This is a genomic window from Streptomyces sp. ADI95-16 (genome assembly GCF_003721495.1).
Classification (GTDB): domain Bacteria; phylum Actinomycetota; class Actinomycetes; order Streptomycetales; family Streptomycetaceae; genus Streptomyces; species Streptomyces goshikiensis.
On record NZ_CP033581.1, the window covers coordinates 7,128,797 to 7,148,268 of the forward strand.

General features: G+C 73.7%; 18 protein-coding genes. 10 read left to right on the top strand and 8 right to left on the bottom strand.

The annotated features are described in order from the left end of the window. Positions 1-8: 8 nt before the first annotated feature. Positions 9-146, bottom strand: a complete 138-nt coding sequence (locus EES41_RS31595; protein WP_030723876.1) for a SapB/AmfS family lanthipeptide — start codon at positions 144-146, stop codon at positions 9-11. Then, the gene (lanKC, locus tag EES41_RS31600; protein ID WP_123081369.1) at positions 143-2,803 is read right to left on the bottom strand and encodes a class III lanthionine synthetase LanKC; all 2,661 of its coding nucleotides are present in this window, start codon (positions 2,801-2,803) and stop codon (positions 143-145) included. The genes EES41_RS31595 and lanKC overlap by 4 nt, the downstream gene beginning before the upstream one ends. A gap of 274 nt (positions 2,804-3,077) precedes the next feature. Here lanKC and EES41_RS31605 point away from each other — a divergent pair, with 274 nt between their 5' ends. Beyond that, positions 3,078-4,448: a diacylglycerol kinase family protein gene (locus tag EES41_RS31605; protein ID WP_123081370.1), complete on the top strand. Its 1,371-nt coding sequence runs from the start codon at positions 3,078-3,080 to the stop codon at positions 4,446-4,448. Positions 4,449-4,472: 24 nt separating this feature from the next. Here the strand turns inward: EES41_RS31605 and EES41_RS31610 are convergent, their stop codons facing one another. Together EES41_RS31610 and EES41_RS31615 are read right to left on the bottom strand one after the other, a co-directional pair. After that, positions 4,473-5,855, bottom strand: coding sequence for an MFS transporter (locus tag EES41_RS31610; protein WP_123081371.1), 1,383 nt, complete (start codon positions 5,853-5,855; stop codon positions 4,473-4,475). Positions 5,856-6,018: 163 nt separating this feature from the next. After that, a complete protein-coding gene (locus EES41_RS31615; RefSeq protein ID WP_123081372.1) occupies positions 6,019-7,365 on the bottom strand; it encodes a helix-turn-helix transcriptional regulator in 1,347 nt (448 codons plus the stop codon). A 214-nt stretch (positions 7,366-7,579) separates the two neighbouring features. Here EES41_RS31615 and EES41_RS31620 point away from each other — a divergent pair, with 214 nt between their 5' ends. Continuing rightward, positions 7,580-8,350: a DUF4232 domain-containing protein gene (locus EES41_RS31620; protein ID WP_123081373.1), complete on the top strand. Its 771-nt coding sequence runs from the start codon at positions 7,580-7,582 to the stop codon at positions 8,348-8,350. Here EES41_RS31620 and EES41_RS31625 read toward each other — a convergent pair. Both EES41_RS31625 and EES41_RS31630 read right to left on the bottom strand, forming a co-directional pair. Then, positions 8,345-9,763: a S9 family peptidase gene (locus EES41_RS31625; RefSeq protein ID WP_123081374.1), complete on the bottom strand. Its 1,419-nt coding sequence runs from the start codon at positions 9,761-9,763 to the stop codon at positions 8,345-8,347. The genes EES41_RS31620 and EES41_RS31625 overlap by 6 nt on opposite strands. A gap of 87 nt (positions 9,764-9,850) precedes the next feature. Next, positions 9,851-10,567 carry a tetratricopeptide repeat protein gene (locus EES41_RS31630; RefSeq protein ID WP_123081375.1) on the bottom strand — a complete coding sequence of 239 codons (717 nt, stop codon included), beginning with the start codon at positions 10,565-10,567 and terminating at the stop codon, positions 9,851-9,853. A 304-nt stretch (positions 10,568-10,871) separates the two neighbouring features. Here EES41_RS31630 and EES41_RS31635 point away from each other — a divergent pair, with 304 nt between their 5' ends. Beyond that, positions 10,872-11,333, top strand: coding sequence for a Dps family protein (locus tag EES41_RS31635; protein ID WP_123081376.1), 462 nt, complete (start codon positions 10,872-10,874; stop codon positions 11,331-11,333). Between the two features lie 28 nt (positions 11,334-11,361). Here the strand turns inward: EES41_RS31635 and EES41_RS31640 are convergent, their stop codons facing one another. Continuing rightward, complete coding sequence (locus tag EES41_RS31640) at positions 11,362-12,150, bottom strand: SDR family NAD(P)-dependent oxidoreductase (RefSeq protein ID WP_123081377.1); 789 nt, start codon at positions 12,148-12,150, stop codon at positions 11,362-11,364. A 174-nt stretch (positions 12,151-12,324) separates the two neighbouring features. After that, complete coding sequence (locus EES41_RS41670) at positions 12,325-12,726, bottom strand: hypothetical protein (protein WP_164495645.1); 402 nt, start codon at positions 12,724-12,726, stop codon at positions 12,325-12,327. Position 12,727: 1 nt separating this feature from the next. Between EES41_RS41670 and EES41_RS42410 the strand changes: the two genes are divergently transcribed. The 7 genes from EES41_RS42410 to EES41_RS31680 all read left to right on the top strand — a co-directional run bounded on the left by EES41_RS42410 (position 12,728) and on the right by EES41_RS31680 (position 19,472). After that, positions 12,728-12,892, top strand: coding sequence for a hypothetical protein (locus EES41_RS42410; RefSeq protein WP_229895239.1), 165 nt, complete (start codon positions 12,728-12,730; stop codon positions 12,890-12,892). A gap of 252 nt (positions 12,893-13,144) precedes the next feature. Then, the gene (locus EES41_RS31655; RefSeq protein WP_164495996.1) at positions 13,145-13,951 is read left to right on the top strand and encodes a thioredoxin family protein; all 807 of its coding nucleotides are present in this window, start codon (positions 13,145-13,147) and stop codon (positions 13,949-13,951) included. Between the two features lie 47 nt (positions 13,952-13,998). Further along, positions 13,999-14,607, top strand: coding sequence for a hypothetical protein (locus tag EES41_RS31660; RefSeq protein ID WP_123081380.1), 609 nt, complete (start codon positions 13,999-14,001; stop codon positions 14,605-14,607). A 92-nt stretch (positions 14,608-14,699) separates the two neighbouring features. After that, entirely contained in the window at positions 14,700-15,422 is a 723-nt protein-coding gene (locus EES41_RS31665) for a response regulator transcription factor (protein WP_123081381.1), read from the top strand. Further along, on the top strand, positions 15,419-16,843 hold the full coding sequence (locus EES41_RS31670; protein WP_123081382.1) for a HAMP domain-containing sensor histidine kinase: 1,425 nt from the start codon (positions 15,419-15,421) through the stop codon (positions 16,841-16,843). Before EES41_RS31665 ends, EES41_RS31670 begins: the two co-directional genes overlap by 4 nt. A 164-nt stretch (positions 16,844-17,007) precedes the next feature. Next, a complete protein-coding gene (locus EES41_RS31675; protein WP_123081383.1) occupies positions 17,008-17,847 on the top strand; it encodes a CAP domain-containing protein in 840 nt (279 codons plus the stop codon). 95 nt (positions 17,848-17,942) lie between these two features. Continuing rightward, entirely contained in the window at positions 17,943-19,472 is a 1,530-nt protein-coding gene (locus EES41_RS31680) for a hypothetical protein (protein ID WP_123081384.1), read from the top strand.

Below are 19,472 nucleotides of genomic sequence, written 5' to 3' on the forward strand. Positions count from 1 at the left end.
GGACCTGACTAGTTACAGGTCGTGATGCTCAGGCTGCTGTCGCCACAGAGGAGCAGGCTGGCGCGGCTGCCGCCACCGCCACCGTGCGCGGCCTCGGTGGTCTCTTCCTTCGGGGTTTCCATCGACTGCAGGTCGAGAAGCGTCATGTCTGATTCCTCTTCACTGTGGTGTTCCGATGGGTCACGGCCCCCACGAGGGGGACCGGCTCTGGGGCCGCCGCGGCCGACCGCGGCGGCGGGAGGAACGGCAGCCGCGCGCGCCCGCCGGGCGCGGCGCTGCCGAGGGCGAGGAGCGCGCCGGCCGTGCCCGTGGACAAGTCCATGGACAGGCGCATCATCTGCTCGCCGGGGAAGGCCAGGAAGCCTTGGTACGGGACCGCGTGCCGGGCCAGGGCCTCCACCTGCCGGGCGATGTCCTCCGGGCCGGAGCCCGGGCCCGGGGTGGTGGTGCGCGCCAGGTGGAGGATCATTCCGGCGGCGCCGCGGAACAGGCTCGGCTGCGCGTAGAACGTCGCCTGCGCGGCGCGGACGATCTCCGGCCGGGCCCGTTCGAAGCGCTCGTCCGGGGCGTGGGCCAGCCAGTCGTCCAGCACCATGCCGATCCCCACGCTGCCGGCCCCGAGGTAGGGCATCGTGCGCCACCCCTCGTCGACCTGGAGGGTGCCGAAGACGCTGGTCACACAGCGGTCGAGATCGCGGTGCAGGGCCCGGCCGGCCCGGAGCAGTGACTCCCGGTCGCCGGTGCGTTCGTAGAGCCGCAGGTGGAGGAGGGCGGGGCCGCTGTGGCCGTGGAGCAGACCGGCCCGTTTCGAACCGGCGGCGGTCTCGGACTCCGCGAGCAGATCGGCGCAGCGCAGGGCCGCGGCGTGCAGTGCGCTCTCGCCGGTGGCCGTGCCCAGGGAGTCCAGGGCCAGCCCGATGCCGGCGAGTCCGCCGTGCAGGTCGGGGCCGGCCGACTGCCAGGGCTGGCCCAGCAGTTGTTCGGCGAGGGCGAGCGCGCGGTCGCGGTGGCCGAGCCGCTCCAGGGTCCACGCGATACCGGCGAGGCCGTCGTAGAAGCCCAGCGGCATGCCGGAGGCCGGTTCCTTCGTCCGGGCCAGCAGCCATTCCTCGGCTTCGGGCCACGGGTCGGCGCCGGTCTCGGCGAGCGCGTACAGCACACCGGCGGCTCCGTAGCCGAAACCGGTGCCGCCGCCGGCGTTCGCGAACTGGGCGGTGTCCCCGGGGAAGAGGCGGTCGTCGCGGTCGAAGGTGGCGCTGGCCCTGATCGCCGCCGTCATGGAGGCGCGGGCCGCTTCCCAGTCGCCCGGCTCGACCGGCAGGTAGGGGTGGCGGGGCCTCACCGCGGACCCGGCGGCACCGGCCTCTGCCCCGGCCCCGGTCTCCGCCCCGGCGAGTATCTCCCGCACCGCCTCGTCGAGGAACTCACGGGGTACCGGGAACTGCTCGGCGGCGATGTCGGCCAGGTGCGCGGCCTTGCCCCGGTCCAGCACCAGCAGGCTGGTCAGCGGCAGGAACAGGGCCAGGCGCAGGCAGGCCAGGGCGTACCGGTCGACGGCGACGCCGCGCCGGTCCGCCGGGGCGACGAACGCCGGGTTGGCGACGGTCTGGCGGAGCCCCTCGTCGACGTGCGCGGCGGCCTCGAAGTCGAGGAGCGACACCGACGGTTCGCCGGTCTCCTCGTCCTCCGCGACCATGATGTTGAACAGGTGCAGGTCGTTGAAGACGATGCCGCGGGCGTGCACCGCCTCCACGGCCTCCGTCACCCGCCGGTGGATCTCCAGCGCCCACCGCGTGTACTCCGCGAGCTCCGCGGGGTCGGGGTCCGCCTCGATCAGCGGGTGCCGGCGGGCGAAGTAGGTGTTGAGGGGTTTGCCCTCCAAATACCGCATCACCAGGAAGTGGTGGTCCCCGACGGTGAAGGTGCCGTGCACCGCGGGCACGCAGTCCAGCCCGGCCAGCTGCTCCAGGGCCCGGCGTTCGCGGTCCAGCCGGGTCACGGCGTCCGCCCCGTCGGCCGCGAGCCCCGCGAAGGGGCGCGCTTCCTTGAGGACGACCGGCTCGCCGGTGCGGACGTCACGGCCGGCGTAGACGCCGCCCCCGTTGGAGAAGTGCAGGGCCCGCTCGACGGTGTAGGGGAGTCCTTCGAGGGTGACGGCCGCCCGCTCGGCCAGGTGGGGCGCCAGGAACGCGGGCAACTCGACCCACTCCGGCGGCTGGAACACCGGCCCCCGCGGGTCCGGAACCAGCCGGCCGTCCGGGGCCTCGATCGCGGGAACGAGCTCGCCGCGGTCGTCGTAGCAGTGCCGCAGCGTGAAACTGCCGTACCGCAGGTGCACGGGACCGCCGTTCCAGCGCAGGTCGCTCAGGATGTACGGGCCGGGCTCGCCGGTCAGCAGCGCGTCGAGCTCCTCGGCGACGCGCCCGCACTGCTCCTCGTCCGCCGGGTAGACGGTGAGGAACTTCCCGCTCGCGGCGCGGTCCGCGTACTTCGCGTTGCGCAGGTGCAACAGGTACCGGCTCGGAACGAACTTGAAGGCGATCCGCCGCTCCACGCAGTACCGGTAGACCCGTTCGAGGACCGACTCGGCGTTGTCGAGGCAGGCCGAGACGTGGATCTTCCAGCCCTGCGAGGGCAGTTGGGCGTCCAGGGGGCGCAGCGCCAGCCAGTCCCCGCTGCGGTGCGTCTGCCACCCCGCCGGTACGGGGGCGAGCGCGGCCGGGTAGTTCTCCTCGGCCCGCCGGTACGGCGCGTCGTAGAACCAGCGGTCGGCGTCGCAGAAGGCCGCGTACCCCTTGTTCACTCCTGCTCCCTCGGTCGGTGACGTGCTTACGCTGTCACGCGGTCCGAGGGCCGCGACAGTCACGGCTGTCACTTCCGGGGTGTGCAGTACGCACGAGTCACAACGGGCGCGCCGGGGGCAGTCCTCGCCCGCGCCGTCCTCGCGCCTCCCCTGGGGCGGAAACAAACCGGGCCCGGACCGCCGGGTTCCGCGAGCCGGGTGGGGGTGGCGCTCGTAGGCTGAAGGGGGTGTACGGCTCCTGTCCGGCAGCCGGTGGGCCGCGGGAAGGTGAGGCATGGGAAGGCGCTGGGCCGCTCGTCTGTCACTGGCCGCGGGTGTGGCGGCGCTGCTGGTGCTGGTGGTCTTCGGCGGGCTCGTCAGCCTCGTGCTCATGGGCGTGGGGTGGGCGGGGCTGGCGCTCTCGGCGGCGGGCGTGTGGTGGATGCTCACCCATACCGGCCGGATCCGGGTGCTGGCCGTGCTGCTGCTGGTGGCCGTGCCGCTCGCCGTGCTCGCCCTGTACGCGGCCGCCGGGCTGCTGTGGGTCGTGCTGGTCTCGCTCGGCCTGTGGGCGCTGGCCGTCTTCGCGGGCCGGGCCGCGCTGGTCGAGGACGCCCCGCCGGCCATGCCCGAGCACCCCGCCCGCAGGGCCGGGCGGCCGTTCCTGATCATGAACCCGCGCTCGGGAGGCGGGAAGGTCGCCAGGTTCCGGCTCGCGGAGCGGGCCAGGGCCCTGGGGGCCGAGGTCGTCGTACTGGATCCGGACCGGCCGCAGGACGTGGCCGAGCTGGCGCGGGAGGCCGTCCGGCGCGGCGCCGACCTGCTCGGCGTCGCGGGCGGTGACGGGACTCAGGCCCTGGTCGCCGGGGTGGCCGTGGCGCACGACCTGCCCTTCGTGGTGATCAGCGCCGGGACCCGCAACCACTTCGCCCTGGACCTGGGCCTGGACCGCAAGAACCCCGCCGGATGCCTGGAGGCGCTGACCGACGGCGTCGAACTGCGCGTCGACCTCGGATACCTCCGGGCGGGAGGTCCCGAGGAGCCCGAGGAGCCCGAGGAGTCGGCGGAGCCCGGTACGGAGGTCGTCTTCGTCAACAGTGCCTCGTTCGGCGTGTACGCGGAGGTGGTGCAGAGCCCCGCCTACCGCGAAGACAAGGTCCGCACCATCCTGGCGATGCTGCCCGACCTGCTGGCCCAGGAGAGCGGTGCGCGGCTGAGCGTCCGTGGCGACGGGCCGGTCCTGGACGCCCCCCAGGCCGTCCTGGTGAGCAACAACCCCTATCAGCGCGGCGACTCGGCGGGGCTCGGGCGCCGGGAGCGGCTGGACACCGGTGAGCTGGGGGTGCTGGGCATCCACGTCGGCAACGCCGCCGAGGCGGCGGAGCTCCTGCTGCACGGCGGGCAGCAGGGCCGCGGGCTGACCGAGACCACCGCCCGGGAGGTCGTCGTCGACGCCGACGCCCCCGTCATCCCGGTCGGTGTCGACGGGGAGGCCCTGACGCTGCCCACTCCGGTCCGCTGCCGCCTCGCGGCCGGCGCCCTGCGCGTACGCGTGCCCCGGCACCGGCCGGGCGTACGGCTGGGCGCGCCGCCGATGGACTGGCGCCGGGTGCGGCGGCTGGCGCTGACCATGGGCCGGGCCGCGGCGGGCCGTGGTCCCGCCTGACCGGGGGAGTGGGGGGAGGGGCGGTCACCGCCCCGGATTCCGCGGCAGGAGCAGTGCGGCCACGAGCCCGACGAGCCCGATCACGGCCAGCGCGATCATCGCGGCGGCGTAGGCGCCGGTGGAGAGGCCTGCGACGAGGATGGTGCCCGCCACCGCCGTGCCGAGGGAGGAACCCAGGTTCGACACGCTGCGGGAGAGGCCGGAGATCTCGCCCTGCCGCTCTTCGGGGAAGCTCGACTGGACGACGTTGACCGAGGGGGTCAGCATCACGCCGAGACCCAGTCCGATCAGCAGGAGGCCGGGCGTGAGGGCCCACGGGTTCGGGGAGCTGCCGGCCAGCGCGATCAGGACGACGATGCCGACGAGGGTGGCGAGGAAACCCGTCACGATCAGGGTCCGCTGGGGCCACCGCTCGGCGAGGCGTTCGGCGGCGAGCGAGGACACGAGCAGGCCGAGCGTGGCGGCGGTGAAGATGACACCGGTCTGGACGGCGTCGTAGCCGCGTACGACCTGGAGGTAGGCCGCCACGGTGAACGAGGACCCCATCAGCAGCAGCCACTGGACGTTCTGCGTGACCAGGCCCAGGTTGGACGTGCGGTCCCGGAACAGGGCCGTGGACAGCAGCGGTTCCTTGCCCGCCCGCTCCTTGGCCCGCACGGACCGGAAGAACCCGAGGAGCACGAGCGCGCCCAGGGCGAGCAGGCCGACCGTGAGCCAGAGGCTGTCGTCGGCCGCCAGGATGCCCATGACGACGAGGATGAGGCCCGCTGCCGAGAGGACCGCCCCGGTGGTGTCGAAGGAGCGGGTCGGATCGGGCGGGAGCGGATCCTCCAGGCGGCGGCTCAGCAGGATGATCACGGCGATGACCAGGGCCTGGAAGACGAAGGCCGCCCGCCAGCTCAGCGCCGAGGTGATCAGCCCGCCGATCAGCGGCCCGGCGGCCGCGCCGATGCCGCCCAGCGCCATGATGACGCCGAAGGCCCGGGCCCGGGAGGGGAGGTCCGTGAAGATCAGCGTCGTGAGGATGTAGACGGGCGGGATGAGCAGGGCCGTCCCGATGCCCTCCAGGATCGAGTTCCCGAGGATCAGTACGCCCAGGCCCGGGGCGGCGGCGCTCAGCAGCGCGCCGATGCCGTAGACGACGAGACCGACCAGGAGACAGCGCTTGCGGCCGTAGCGGTCGGTCAGTTTGCCGCCGGGGATCATCAGCGCGGCCATGACCAGGAGGAAGACCGTGATGGCCGTCTGTACCCCCTGGACGGTCGTGTCCAGGTCCTCGCTGATGTCGTTGATCATCACGTTCATGTTGGAGCCCGCGAAGCTGCAGATGAACTGCGCGAGCGCCAGCGGGGCGAGGACCCGCCGCTGCGCGCTGGACGGCCGGCGCGGGGTTCGGGTGTCGGACACCGGTGTCGCCTCCGCATCTCGGCCCGCCGGGCCTTCTGCGCGGCGGTTCGTACGCGGTGCCGCCCTTGGAGGTACGCACCCACGCTCACAGCGTGCGCCGCGCCGGGGCGGGGCGCACGCCGGGATACCCGGCACGCGTCCGGTGGCCCGGCCGGGCGCCGGGTCAGGTCGTCGTCCCGGCCTTGACCCAGCCGTCGCCGCCGAGGGGGAACTCGTAGCCCGGGCGACCGCCCAGGCCGCTGGTACGGAAGGGCCTGCCGTTGTGGTCGATCGTGAGGGTGCCGTGGCGGGAGCCGCTGGACCAGGACAGCTCCAGGTACCAGCTCACGTCGTACGCGGAGGCGTCGGCCTTGACGTAGAACACCTCCGGTTCCGACTCGCTGACCTTGAACGGGAAGTCCGGCTGGTCGGGCTCGGGCACGACGGCCGGGCGCGCGGCGTCGAGGGCCACGGTGAACGACCGGGTCGGTACGCCGGCGCCGCAGCCGACACCCGGGTAGCCCATGGCGTAGTCGTTCCAGGCGAGGGGCGCGTGCTTGCCGACCGTACGGACGGTCAGGCCGTCCAGGACCACCGTCTCCTTGCCGGAGCCCTGGAGGGTGAGCGTGACGTACTGCTCGCCCGCGGAGACGGCCCGGGACGCCGCCACCCAGGCGGGCGCGTCCCGTTCCAGGGGCGGCGGGCCCACCTCGGACGGAGGCTTCTCGATCAGGTAGTGCTGGCCGCAGGGCGACTCCCAGGTGTACGGCTGGGCGGTCACCTTCACCGGGGCACCGGACACGGCGCCGTCGCCGGAGGGGGCCCCGGGCGCGGAACCGGGCGCGGACCCGGACCCGGACGGTGCCGGGGGTGCGGCGGTGCCGGTGCCGGCTCCGGCCCCGGCACCGCCGGAGGCCGACGGGGAGGGCGCCGAGGGCGCGGGGGAGGCCGTCCGGCCGTCCGCGCGCTCCCCCGCTCCCGGCGCGGCGGACGCGGCGGCGGCGGGCCGGCCGCGGACGTCGGCGTCCCGTGACGTCAGGTGCGCGGTGAGGGCGACGGCCCCGATCGCCCCGGCCACGACGACCGCCGCGATCCCGGCGAGAACGGCCGTGCGCGGACGGCGCCGCCGCTCCGGTACGGCCGCCGCGGGCGGGGTGCCGGCGGGCGCGGGCTCCTCCGTCGCACCCGGCCCGCTCTCCTGCGGCGATGGCGACGGCGGCGGTGTCGCCGGGGAGGCGTCGGCCCGCGCCGGGCCCTCCGCGTCACCGGCACCCCGGCGCGGGCGGTTCGTGTCCGCCAGCACCCAGCTCCGGTGCAGTTCGAGGAGTTCCTCGGGCGAGGCCTTGCAGAGGCGGGCGAACCGCTCGACCGGTGCGTACTCCGTCGGGACGACATCGCCCGTGCAGTACCGGTGCAGGGTCGACGTACTCATGTGGAGCCGTTTGGCGAGCGTTCCGTAGCTGAGGCCGGACCGGTCCTTCAACTCCCGCAGCAGCCCGGCGAACCCGGACCCGGCAGTGTCTTCCGGCACCGATCCTCCTACCCCCGTGTCCCCGTCCGGCGTCCCAGGAACGGGTTGTTTCAGCAGCTCAGAGCCCGTTTCGGCGTCCCACCGTCCCTGACTGCCCCCGGTGGGTGGCGGCTGGGACGGATCACCGCACAGGCTGGGGCCATCCAAGCACACCGCTCACGGCGACCGGTCCCGACCGGCCGCCGCAGCCATGTCACATGAGGGGCCATCAGCCATGTCCGCCTTCCGCAGCACCCCCGCCACGAGCACCTCCCGCGCCTCCCGTCCCCGCGCCACCCGCCGGCTCGGCGGCGCCGCCGCACTCGCCCTCGCGGCCCTCGCCCTCACCGCGTGCCAGGACGGCAAGGGCCTCCAGGACGAGGGGGCCGCGACCTTCTCGGACTCCGCCGTCGCCACTCCCTCGGCGACGGCCACTGCGAGTGCCGGCTCCGGCTCGGCCTCCGGCTCCGCCACGAAGCCCGGCTCCGCCCCGAAGTCCGGCGGGGCGAAGGCGACCGGCACGGCGAAGACGACCGGCGGCGACGCGAAGGGCTCCTCCGACCCCTCCGCCGAGGGCAACCGCGTCACCTGCAACGGGTCCAACACCGCCGTCACCGTCCAGACGGTCTCCCGTCCGCTCAACCACATGCTGATCACGGTGAAGAACACCGGCACGAAGAACTGCGACCTCACGTACTACCCCGTGCTCCGCTTCGACGAGATGCAGTGGGCGCCGGCCGCGCGGAAGGACACCCAGCCCCAGGCCGTGGTCACCCTCGCCCCCGGCCAGTCCGGCTACGCCGGGGCCCTGCTGTCGGCGGCCGACGGCAGCGGCGAGGGCGGGGTGACCGGACACCGGCTGACGATCGCCTTCCAGGGCCGGACGCCCCTCAGCGACGGCGGCGCGTCCGCCGTCCCGTCCCTGCCGGCGGCGGGCGTCTACTACGACAGCTCGTTGACGGTCACCTACTGGCAGCAGAGCGTCTCGGACGCACTCGGCTCATGAGCCGCCGCCCGGCAGGGTCTCCTGGAGCCAGTCGAAGACGACCTCGCAGTGCAGCTGCGGGGCCATGGGGGAGCAGTGGAGCTGGGCGCCCTGGGCCGCGGTCAGCTTCACGTAGTCCTTGGGCGAGGTGAGCGCGTCGTACAGCCGGCGCGGCTGGCCGGGGTAGAACTGCTCGTCCTCGTAGTCCAGGACGAGGGTGGGCGCCTTGATCCGGCTGATGACGGAGGCGATCGAGAGTGCCTGGATACGGGTGGCGGGGGTGTAGAAGTCGGTGAAGAGCTTGCCCTGCCGGGCTTGGAGCATCGCCGGGACGGAGAAGGGCTCGAAGCGCTTCTTCAGCACGGCGGCGGCCTCCGGCGGCAGCTCGGGAACGACCTTCGTGTTCCAGATGTCGTTCGTCTCCTCCTTGCTGGGGGTGAGGATCTGCCGGATCTCGGGCGGGAAGCCGAGCCACGGCTCGATGCAGCCGGGCATGGCCACCAGCGCCGCGATCCGGCTCTCGAAGGCCGCAGCCCGCGGCGCGAGGTCACCCGCCATGCTCAGACCGGTCAGGGCGATCCTGTCCTGGTCCACGTCCGGGCGGGCGGAAAGCCAGTCGACGAGGGGGCTGACGACCTTCTCCCAGGTGGGGGTGAACACCACCCGGTCGACGAAGAGCAGCTGCCCCTGCCCCGGACCGTCGTAGACGAGCGCGTTCCAGCCGCGTTCGAGCGCGGCGGGGACCCCGTAGGTCCACATGTCGACGTTCTGGCCGTCGCTGCCGTTGGTCAGGATCACGGTGGGCCGGGGCGTGTTCGACGTGTCGGGCCGGAAGAACCACACCGGCAAAGGCGTCGTGCCGTACGGGACGGCGGCCTTGACCGGGGCGGGCTCGCACAGGTCGCAGAAGGTGTCCCAGGCGTCGCGTCCCGCCTTGTACAGCTGCTCCTCGCTGCCCGGGTCCTTGGAACCGAGGACGAAGAACAGCGCCTGGCCGTAGTACTGGGCGGCGCGCAGCGCCCGGAACCGTTTGGTCTGGCCGTCGGCCGGTGCGCCCGGCGGCGGCCCCAGGAGCTGGTCGCCGAGCTTGCGGAAGGTCTCGACGTACGTCTGCGCGGAGAGGCCGGCCCCGTTGATCGCGTTCACGGCGGTGAGGACCTCGCCGACCTCGGCGGCGCCGGCGCCGGAGGCCCCGAGCGCGAGGAGGCCGTTGAAGTTGTACCCCGGGTCCTTGAAGAGCGTCATCGCACCCGGGGTGGGGCCGGCCGCGGCCGCGAGGCCGGAGGGAGCGGAGCCGCTCGGGGTGGGCGCCGGCGCGCCGGGGGTGCCTCCGGGAGCGCAGCCGGCGGCGAGTGCCGCCCCGGCGCCGGCGACGAGCAGGGCGCGGCGGGTGGGACCGGACTCGGACTCCCGGTCGCCTGATATGTACGTCATATCAGTGGAACGTAGCCCTGGTCCGGTGCGACCACATCTCGCCCTGCTCCGAACGGCTCACGGCTCACGGCTTGCCGTCGGCGGCGGTCAGTAGCGGGGCTCGTCCGGTGGGCGGGGGTGGAGCCGGTCGCGCTCCCGGCCGGAGCGGTCCGCGTCCCGGGCGGCGCGGAGGTGGCTCAGGTGCCACCGGCTCTGCTGGGTCATCAGCGAGCCGAGCGAGTGGGTCGCGGTGGCCGGGTTCGCCAGGCACCGCTCGTAGCAGCGGGCCGCCCGGTCGGGCGCCTCGAAGTCGGTCCGGTACAGCTCGGCGCTGCGGAACTGGGCGTACGGGTGGCCGAGTTCCGCGGCCGCGACGAACAGCTCCAGGGCGTGCGCCACGGGAGCCCGGGTGAGCGGCAGCAGCCGTTCCAGGTACATCTCGCCGAGCGCCAGCATGGCCTCCGGCTCGCCGAGCCGTGCGGCCTCGCGGTACCAGTGCGCGGCGTCCGCGTAGGAGGCGGTGATGCCGGCCGGCGGGCAGCCGTCGTAGGAGAGCCGGCCGAGGTAGTGGGCGGCCCGCCGGGAGGTGCCGGCGCAGCCGCGCAGCCAGGGCGCCGCCGCGGCGTACTCGCCCCGGGAGAACAGGACGTGCCCGAGGAGTTCGGCCGCCGCGGCGTGACCGGCGCGGGCCGCGGGTTCGAGGAAGAACGCGGCGGCCTCCCGGTGTCGCGGCTCCTGCCAGCAGTGGAGCCCGATCCGGTGGAACTCCTCCGCCGTGGTGGGCTCGCGCCCGTCCACGGTGAAGTCGACGCCGTTCCACCTCACCCCGTCCCGCCCCCGTCCCCGCGGCGCGCGCCGCTCCGTACCCGTGGTCCCCGTCGTCGGTTCGCGGGCCCGACCCCGTTTACCGTACGCGGCAGCGGCCACATGCGGGCCATGACCGAACCGGAGGAGAGGGCCCCCGACCGGCCTTCCGCGCCGCCGAACCGGCCTCGTGCGGTGGCCGTGCGGCTCGACCGGACGGGCAGGTGAGCGTTTTGTCCGAGACCCTCAGGGTAGGCGCCGTTTCGTCCGCAGTCATTCAGTCATCCAGTCGAACAATCGAGCAACACCGAGGAATGGAGACGTCGTGTCCGTCGTCAAGAACGCCCTCCCGGAAGCTGACCTGAAGGTCGTCGGCGAAGCGCTGCAGGGCGCTCTGGTGGACCTGGGGCTCGTCGCCAAGCAGGTCCACTGGAACGTGGTCGGCCCCCGCTTCCGGTCCGTGCACCTCCAGCTGGACGAGGTCGTCACCTCGGCGCGCACCCACTCCGACGTGGTCGCCGAACGCGCCTCCGCCCTCGGGATCACCCCGGACGGCCGGGCCGCGACGGTGGCGTCGTCGAGCGCGATCAGCGGGGTGCCGGAGGGCTGGGTGAAGGACGTGGACGCGGTACGCATCCTCGTCGACGGCCTCAGTGCGGTGATCACCCGCATGCGCGAACGCATCCAGACCACCGCGGACCCCGACCCGGTCACCCAGGACATCCTCATCGCGGTGACCGGCGACCTCGAAAAGCACCACTGGATGTTCGCCGCCGAGAACGCCTGAGCGGGCACCGGCGGGTGGGCGCGGGCGGCTACGGGAGGATGGAGTCCACGTAGCCGCCGTCCACTCGGAGGGCGCCGCCCGTGGTCGCGGAGGCGAAGGGGGAGGAGAGGTAGACCACCATGTGGGCGATCTCCTCCGGCTCGATCAGCCGCTGGAGCAGCGACTGGGGGCGGTGCGTGCGCATGAACGCGCGTTGCGCCTCGTCCCACGGCAGGTCCCGGCCGACCAGTTCGTGGACGAAGTCCTCGACGCCGCCGGTGTGCGTCGGGCCGGCGATGACGGAGTTGACGGTCACCCCCGTGCCGGCGGCCTCCTTGGCGAAGCCCCGGGACACGGCGAGCAGGGCCGTCTTGGACATCCCGTAGTGGATCATCTCGGCGGGGACGGCCACCGCCGAGTCGCTGGCGATGTTCTGGACGCGGCCCCAGGAGCGCTCCATCATGCCCGGGAGGTACCGCCGGATCATCCGGACTGCGGTGAGCACGTTCGTGTCGAAGTAGCGGCGCCATTCGTCGTCTTCGATCTCCAGCGCCTTCGCCGGTGCGAAGACTCCGAGGCTGTTGACGAGGATGTCGGTCCGGGGGACCGCCTCGAAGACGGACCGCGCGCCCTCGTCCGTCGTGATGTCGCCGGGCGCCGCGACGAACTCGCCGCCCGACGCGCGGAGGCGGGCCAGCGCCTCCTCCACGGATGCGCGGCTGCGGCCGTTGACGGCCACCCGGGCGCCCGCGGCGGCCAGGCCGGCGGCGATGGCCGCGCCGATCCCCTGCGTGGAGCCGGTGACCAGGGCCGTCCTGCCGGAGAGGTCGATGAGCACGCGATACCCGCCTCGTCTGCCGCCGCGCGGCCCGTCGGGTCCGCCGTCCTCGTCACGGGTTCCCCGTATCGGCGGATTCCTCACCTTCCGTCGGGGAGACGGCCCTCACCGCGGCTGCCCGCGCAGGGCCCGGCTCCGTCACTATGGGGGCGTGCACCGCTTCCGCTTCCCGCGCTACCTGCTCATATGGGTGTCCTGTACGGCCGCCAGCGTGACCGCCGTCATGGCCACCGTCGACTTCGTGGCGGGCTCGACACGGCCGAAACCGCCGGTCGCGCGGTCGGCGCCGACCGTGTTCCTCTCACCCAGTGCCTCGGCTTCCCCTTCCGCTTCCGCTTCCGGTTCCGGCTCGCCCTCCGCTTCCGCGAGCCCTTCCGCGTCGCCCTCGGCCTCCAGCCCGCAGCTCTCCACTCCCGCGGCCGCCTCCCGCTCGCCTTCCCGGGCGCCCGGACCCCTCCCCTCGCCGGCCGGCACACCCCGTACCACCCCGGTCCAGGGCTGCGGGGGCGGCGGGGCCGGGTCGCACACCGTCCCGTCGACGGGCGGCAAGGCGACCGTGCGGTACGGGAGCGACAAGGTGTGCCTGATCTCCGCGGTCCCGGCGCTCGGGTTCAAGGTGAGCACCGCCCAGAACGCGGACCACACGCTCACCGTCACGTTCACCGGCAGCGGTCACACCTCGCAGATCACGGCGACGATCGTGCCGTCGGCGCGGGCCGCCGTCCGCGAGACCTCCTTCTGACTTCTGAGCGCGGCCCCGCGGCCCCGCGCCCCCGGCCAACCGAGTTGTCCGGGTTCCGTGCCGCTTCGGCGAAGCGGAGTCTGAGCGCTTCCTTAACGGCACCTCAAGATCGTGCCCAATGGCTTTCAGCCACCCCGGGCCGCCCTAAGCTCGCGGTCACCGACGGGCGGGCGGCGGCCGGACGCCCCGCCGCCGCCCGGGCCGTTTCGGCCACCGGTGTCCGAACCCGCGCATCCCAGGGGTGGCCCCACCATGTCTTCTCGCGCTCACCGCTCAGCCCGCCACGGCCGCCGCTCCCGGCGCGGCCTGCGGATACCCGTCATCGCCTCGGCGGTGGCGACCGTGGCCGCCCTCGGTGCCGCCTGGGCGGGTACGCAGGCGCTGCGGTCGCCGGGCTCAACCGCCGCTTCAACCACGGCCTCGGCCGCCGCTTCCGCCGAAGCGCGGTCGCGGACCGAGCCGGCGCCCGGCACCGTCTTCGTCCCGCCCGCCGACCCCTCGTCCGCCCCGGCGACGCCCTCCGCGTCCGCCCCGGCCCCGCCCGCCGCGACCCAGGGTTCCGCCGGCGCGAGTCCCAACCCGGCCGGCTCGAAGCCGGGGCCGGCCGGGGCGGCCCCCGCCGCCAAGCCCAAGCCGGCGGCCTCCGCCCCCAAGACGACGGCCAAGACCGCCTTCGCCCCCGGCTACGACTCCGCGGCCGACGGTCAGCAGGCCCTCGACGCCGCGCTGCGCGCCGCGGCGGCCGACGGGAAGCAGGTCCTGCTCGACTTCGGCGCCAACTGGTGCGGCAACTGCAAGGCGGCGGACAAGGTGTTCGGCCAGCCGGCGACGAACGCGCTCCTCAACGACTCCTATCACCTCGTCAAGATCGACATCGGCAGCCAGAACTCGGCGAACTTCTCGATCCTGCGCAAGTACTCCTCGGGCGGCGGCAGTTACAAGATGCCGGTACTGATCGTGCTCAGCCCGCCCGGGACGGTCCGCACCGACACCCATCAGACCGGCAACCCCGCGCTGACGGCGGACGGACTGGGCTCCTTCCTGCGCCAGTGGTCGTAACGCCCGGCCCCGCCCGACTCCCCGCCCCACGGAAGGACCGGACCGCCATGGCCCGCACCACTACCCGCACCCGCACCCGCACCCGTACCCGTACCGCGTTCGCCCCGCGCGGCGGGAGGCTGATCGGTGCGGCCCTCGCGCTGTTCGCCACGGCCGGGCTGACCTCGTGCTCCGCCGCGAAGGCGCAGCCGAGCGCCCCGGCGGTCACCCGCTTCACGCAGAACGGGGTGACGGTGACGCTCGCGGTCACCGGCTGGAAGGACGCCAAGGGCAGTCTGACGGCCACCTTCACCCCGACCGAGGCGGGTTACCACCTCTACAGCACCGATCTGCCGGCCGACGGCGTCGAAGGGGTGGGCAGACCCACCTCGGTCACGGTCGCCGGGGGCCTCGCGGCGGACGGGCCGGCCTCGGTCGACGCCGAGGTGCTGCGGATCAACCTGCCCGGCGTCGACAGCGCCGTCCCGGTGTACCCGGACGGCCCGGTCACGCTCACCCTGCCCGTCCGCGCCGAGGGCAAGGGCGGCGCGAGTGCCGGCGCCGCGAAGGCCCTCATCGGTTACGCGAGCTGCAACGCGGAAGAAGGCTGCAACATCCCGGTGCTGGACCGTCCGGTCATTCTCAACGTCACCGGAAACGCCCTGACTTTCCCGTGACCGACATCCGCTGGAATGCCGGAAAAGGCCATGGGGAATGAAGGCGGACTCGTCGGTTCCGGTCAATTGCGCCGCTGGATATGGTGTCCCGCATGCCCCGTGTACTCGTCGTCGAGGACGACCCCCGAATTCGCGCGTTCCTGATCGAGATCCTGACGGAGCACGGATTCGCCGTACACAACTCCAGCGACGGTTTCGGCGCTTTGCGGGAAATCACCCGGATGTCGTTCGACGCCGTCGTGCTCGACCTCGGACTTCCGGACCTGGACGGAGCTGACGCGCTCCGCATGATCAGAGGACTTTCCCCGGTGCCCGTCGTGGTGGCCACCGCCCGGGACGACGAGGCGGAAATCATCCGGCTGCTGAACGCGGGCGCCGACGACTACCTCGTCAAACCGTTCTCGGGCGGCCAGCTCGTCGCCCGGCTGTCCGCGGTGCTGCGCCGCACGGCCGGCTCGCACACCCCGGAACCGGGCGGCGGAGCCTGGTCCGGGGCGCCCGCCGACCTGATGCGCCCGGTCTCCGTCGGCCGGCTGACCGTGGACCCCGGGGCGCGGACGGCCGTCCTCGACGGCCGCGAACTCCGATTCACCCGAAGGGAGTTCGACCTCCTCGCGTTCCTCGCCCACCACGCGGGACAGGTCGTGTCCAAGCGCCGGCTCCTGAGCGAGGTGTGGCGCGAACCCTACGTGGACGACCAGACGGTCGACGTGCACCTGTCGGCCCTGCGCCGCAAGCTCGGGGAGAGCGCCGCCGCGCCCCGCTACCTGCGTACGGTCCGGGGCGTCGGCATCAAGCTGGTGGAGCCCCGTTGAGGCGGTCCCTGGCGGGCGTGGCCCTCGCCGTCACCTCGATGGTCGCCCTCTCCTTCCTGATACCGCTCGCCGTCCTGGTCATGTCGCTGGCCAGGGAACAGAGCATCACGGCGGCCGAACAGCCCGCCGCCGCCATGGCCCCCATCCTGACCCTCACCACCGACCCCGACGACCTGCGCGAATCCATGGCGGGCCTGGACCGGGCGGAACACCTGGCGATCCACCTGCCCGACACCCGGGCCATCGGCACCAGCCACGCGCCGGCCGATCTGCTGGAGCGGGCCAAGCGGGGCCGGGAGTCCATCTCGCAGGACGTGCCCGGCGGCGGCTGGATCTACCTCCAGCCGGTCGTGCTCCCGCAGGACCGGGTCGCCGTCGTCGAGAACTACGTCCCCGAGTCGGACCTGACCCGGGGCGTCGCCGCCTCGTGGACGGTCATGGTGGTCCTGGCGATCGGGCTGCTCATCGGATCGGTGCTCGTCGCCGACCGCCTCGGCGCGAAGGTCGTCCGGTCCTCGAAGCAACTCGCGCAGGCCTCGTACGTACTGGGGGAGGGCAACCTCAGCACCCGGGTCGTCCCGATGGGCCCGAGCGAACTGCGGGACGCCGGCGTGGCCTTCAACGCCATGGCCGACCGGATGACGGAGCTGCTCGCCATCGAGCGCGAACTCGTCGCGGACCTCTCGCACCGGCTGCGGACCCCGCTGACGGCCCTGCACCTCGCCACCGAACGCATGGGTCCGAGCCCGGAATCGGGCAGGGTCGAGGCCGCGGTCGGCGCGCTGGAGACGGAACTCCAGGCGATCATCACCGCCGCCCGCACCCCGCTGGCGATGGGGCCGATGGGACGCGCCCTGCGCGACGCGGGATCGCCGTCGCCCTCGCCGTCGGCGCCGCCCTCCGCGTCGTCCGCAGGCACGGGCCGGACACCGGGCGAGCGGTGCGAGGCGGGCGAGGTGATCCGCCGCCGGGCGGGGTTCTGGGCCGTGCTGGCCGCACAGCAGGACCGGACCTGCACCCTGGACATCGCCGAGGAGGCCACCACCGTCGACCTCGCGCACGACGACATCGCCGCCGTCGTCGACGCGCTGGTCGGCAACGTCTTCCGGTACACCGCGGAGGGCACGGCCTTCGCCATCGCCGTGGACCGCACCGCGCAGGCCGTGGAACTACGGGTGGAGGACGCGGGTCCCGGCATTCCGGACCCGGACGCGGCGCTGGCGCGCGGGAGCAGCACCAGTTCCACGGGCCTCGGGCTGGACATCGTACGGCGGGCCGCCTCGGCGACCGGGGGCACCGTGCACATCGCGCGGGCCGCGCTGGGGGGCGCGTCCGTACGGGTCACCTTCGGGCTCTCCACGGACATCGCCCGGAGCACCCTGCGGGGGCGCCGCCGGCGCGGCGGCAAGCGGCGAGTCTGAGCGGTTCCTTAACGGCACCTGAGGGCTCCCTGAGGGCTCCCTTCAGAGTCGGCCGGGCGGCCGGTGCGCCTCGTACAGTCACATCCAGCCGCCCGTTCCGGCGCGGCACCCCCTCGTAGCGCGGCCCGGCCTGCGAGTCACCCGTCCCAACGGAGGCCCCCGCCATGCAGACCCCCCACCCCCGCATACCCGCCGGCCACCGCGCCGCGCGCCACCCGCGGGCCCGGCGCGTGGTCCTGACCGCCCTGGGGACCCTCGCCGCCGGCACCGTGGGGGTGCTCGCGGTGAACGCCGCCACCGCGCCCTCGGGGAAGTCCCGCGCGGCCGACTTCGTCGCCCCGGCGGCGGACGGCCGCGCGAACGGGGCCGCCACCGGGACGGCCACGCCGAGCGAGCAGCCGACGGAGTCCGCCCCGCCCTCCGCGTCGGGCGAGCCGAGCCCCGGCACCTCCTCGGCGTCCGCGTCCGCCTCCGCCTCCGCCTCGGCGCCGGCCTCCGCGAGCGCCACCGCTTCCGCGCCGGGCGACCCGGTCGCCAAGGCGGCCGCCCCCGCCGCGCCCCCCAAGCCCAAGCCGGCGGCCACGACGAAGAAGCCCGCGCCCCCGGCCCCCGCCGGCGCCCCGGCCGGTGAGGCCGCCGAGGTCATCAGGCTGGTGAACATCGAGCGCGGTCAGGCGGGCTGCGGAGCCCTGACGGCGAACGCCAAGCTCACGCAGGCGGCCCAGTCCTACACCGAGGTGATGGCGCGGTCCGGGGAGCTCTCCCACACCGGACCGGACGGCTCCACCATGTCGGGACGCATCAGCGCGACCGGCTACAAGTGGTCGGCGACGGGCGAGAACATCGCCAAGGGGCAGGCGGACGCGGCCGCAGTAGTCGACGCCTGGATGAAGAGCCCCGGGCACCGGGCGAACATCCTCAACTGCAAGTTCACCGAGATAGGCGTCGGCGTCCAGAAGGCCGGCGGCCCCTGGTGGACCCAGGACTTCGCCCGGCCCCAGTGAGCGCACCCCGACGGTGTCACACCGCGGGGGTCCGGAAGGACTGACACGTCCCGGCGCGGGGTACTCCATCGGGCAACTGACGTCGGGGGGCGCTGATGGGCCGGGCACTGCGGATCGGGATACCCGTCATTCTGGTGGGGCTGTTCCTCTGGTGGGCCTCGTACTTCACCACGATCGTGGCCTGGGAGCTGCGCAAGGTCTTCGCCTGGCTGGCGGCGCCACTGCTGGCGGCCCTCCTGGCGGTACTGGTGTGGCTGGTGCTGCGGTTGATCGGGGGCAGGGGGCGCGGCCGGTTCGCCGGGCGGCTGCCGGTGGCGGCCCTCGGCTGGCTGGGCGGGCTGCTCGGGCTCGGCCTCGCGGTCGGCTGGCTGGTGTACGGGGCGTACCTCCAGGACCGGGCGTACATGGGCAACGCGCGGATCGTGTCCGAGCCGGTGCCCGAACTGTCCGCCCGCGCGCCGTACCTGGTCGGAAAGGCGCAGGCCGCCCCGCACCTGGGCGATGTCACCGGCGAGATCTCCGACATCACCTACCTGCCGGATTCGGACCGGTTCGCCACCCTGGTCGAACGGCGGGGCTGGCTGGCCGGGTACGAGGTGGGCCTCGTTCAGGACATCCCGCTCGGCGGCAGCAGCCGCAGCCAGCAGCGCTGTTCCTTCGACCTGGACACGGCGGACGCCCGCATCGGCGGCTGGTTCAACCACAACCTCGGCCGCAAGATCTCGGCGCACAAGCGCTGGGTGCGGTTCGAAGCCAGCGACGCGTACGTGACCTGCTCGGGCGACACCCCGATCGTGGTCGTCCCCCTCAAGCGCCAGACCGGGATCCTGGTGGTGACCGAACGGCCCGCCGGAGTCGCGCTCTACGACGGGCGGACGGGGAAGCTCACCGTCACCACCGATACCGCCGCGGTGCCCGGGCCGTCCTACCCGCTGAGCCTCGCGGGCCGGCAGCGGGAGGGCACGGCCGCGGTCGGCAGCTTCAGCGACTGGTGGTTCGAGCGCAGCGGCTGGGACGCCTCCGAGGACGGCGCCAACGCGGGCAACGAGTCGGAGTTCACGCTCCAGTACCGCGACGGCAGCGGCCACGGCGCGTACGTCACGCCGCTCACCCCGCAGGGGGAGGCCAGTTCGGTCGTCGCCGTGTCCACCGTGTCGACCCGGCAGGAGGGCGGCGCGCTCGCCCCGATCACCGTCCACCGGCTCGATCCGACGTGGTCCTCGCCCAAGGCCCTCGTCGCGCTGATCAAGGCCGAGTACCGGGACGTCTGTTGCTACAACGACGACCAGGTGTTCGAGGTCGTGCCCACCGGCGGCAGCACCTGGACGGCGACGGTCGGCAGCGACCAGAACCTCCGGTACCGGGTGGAGGGCCGCGGCCTGCCGGACGGCCGCGAGGCGAGCTGTCTGAAGACCGCCGACGGAGTGCTCATCCGGTGTGCGTACGCGGCGCCCGGCTCGCCGGAGGAGAAGGAACTCAAACGCCGGGAAGAGGAGAAACAGAAGGCCGCGGGCACGCCGAAGCCCGGCGAGGCCGGTGACCTGACGGCGTACACCCCCGAGCAACTCGCCGAACTGCAACGCCGGGTGTCCGATGAGGTCGTCCGGCGGCTGAAGGGAAGCTAG

Bases quoted from the DNA above. Each gene is read 5' to 3' on its own strand.
- EES41_RS31675 (WP_123081383.1), top strand. From the start codon at position 17,008: ATGCAGACCCCCCACCCCCGCATACCCGCCGGCCACCGCGCCGCGCGC.
- EES41_RS31665 (WP_123081381.1), top strand. From the start codon at position 14,700: ATGCCCCGTGTACTCGTCGTCGAGGACGACCCCCGAATTCGCGCGTTC.
- EES41_RS31595 (WP_030723876.1), bottom strand. From the start codon at position 146: ATGACGCTTCTCGACCTGCAGTCGATGGAAACCCCGAAGGAAGAGACC.
- EES41_RS31605 (WP_123081370.1), top strand. From the start codon at position 3,078: ATGGGAAGGCGCTGGGCCGCTCGTCTGTCACTGGCCGCGGGTGTGGCG.
- EES41_RS31620 (WP_123081373.1), top strand. From the start codon at position 7,580: ATGTCCGCCTTCCGCAGCACCCCCGCCACGAGCACCTCCCGCGCCTCC.
- EES41_RS31660 (WP_123081380.1), top strand. From the start codon at position 13,999: ATGGCCCGCACCACTACCCGCACCCGCACCCGCACCCGTACCCGTACC.
- EES41_RS31625 (WP_123081374.1), bottom strand. From the start codon at position 9,763: ATGACGTACATATCAGGCGACCGGGAGTCCGAGTCCGGTCCCACCCGC.
- EES41_RS31655 (WP_164495996.1), top strand. From the start codon at position 13,145: ATGTCTTCTCGCGCTCACCGCTCAGCCCGCCACGGCCGCCGCTCCCGG.
- EES41_RS31680 (WP_123081384.1), top strand. From the start codon at position 17,943: ATGGGCCGGGCACTGCGGATCGGGATACCCGTCATTCTGGTGGGGCTG.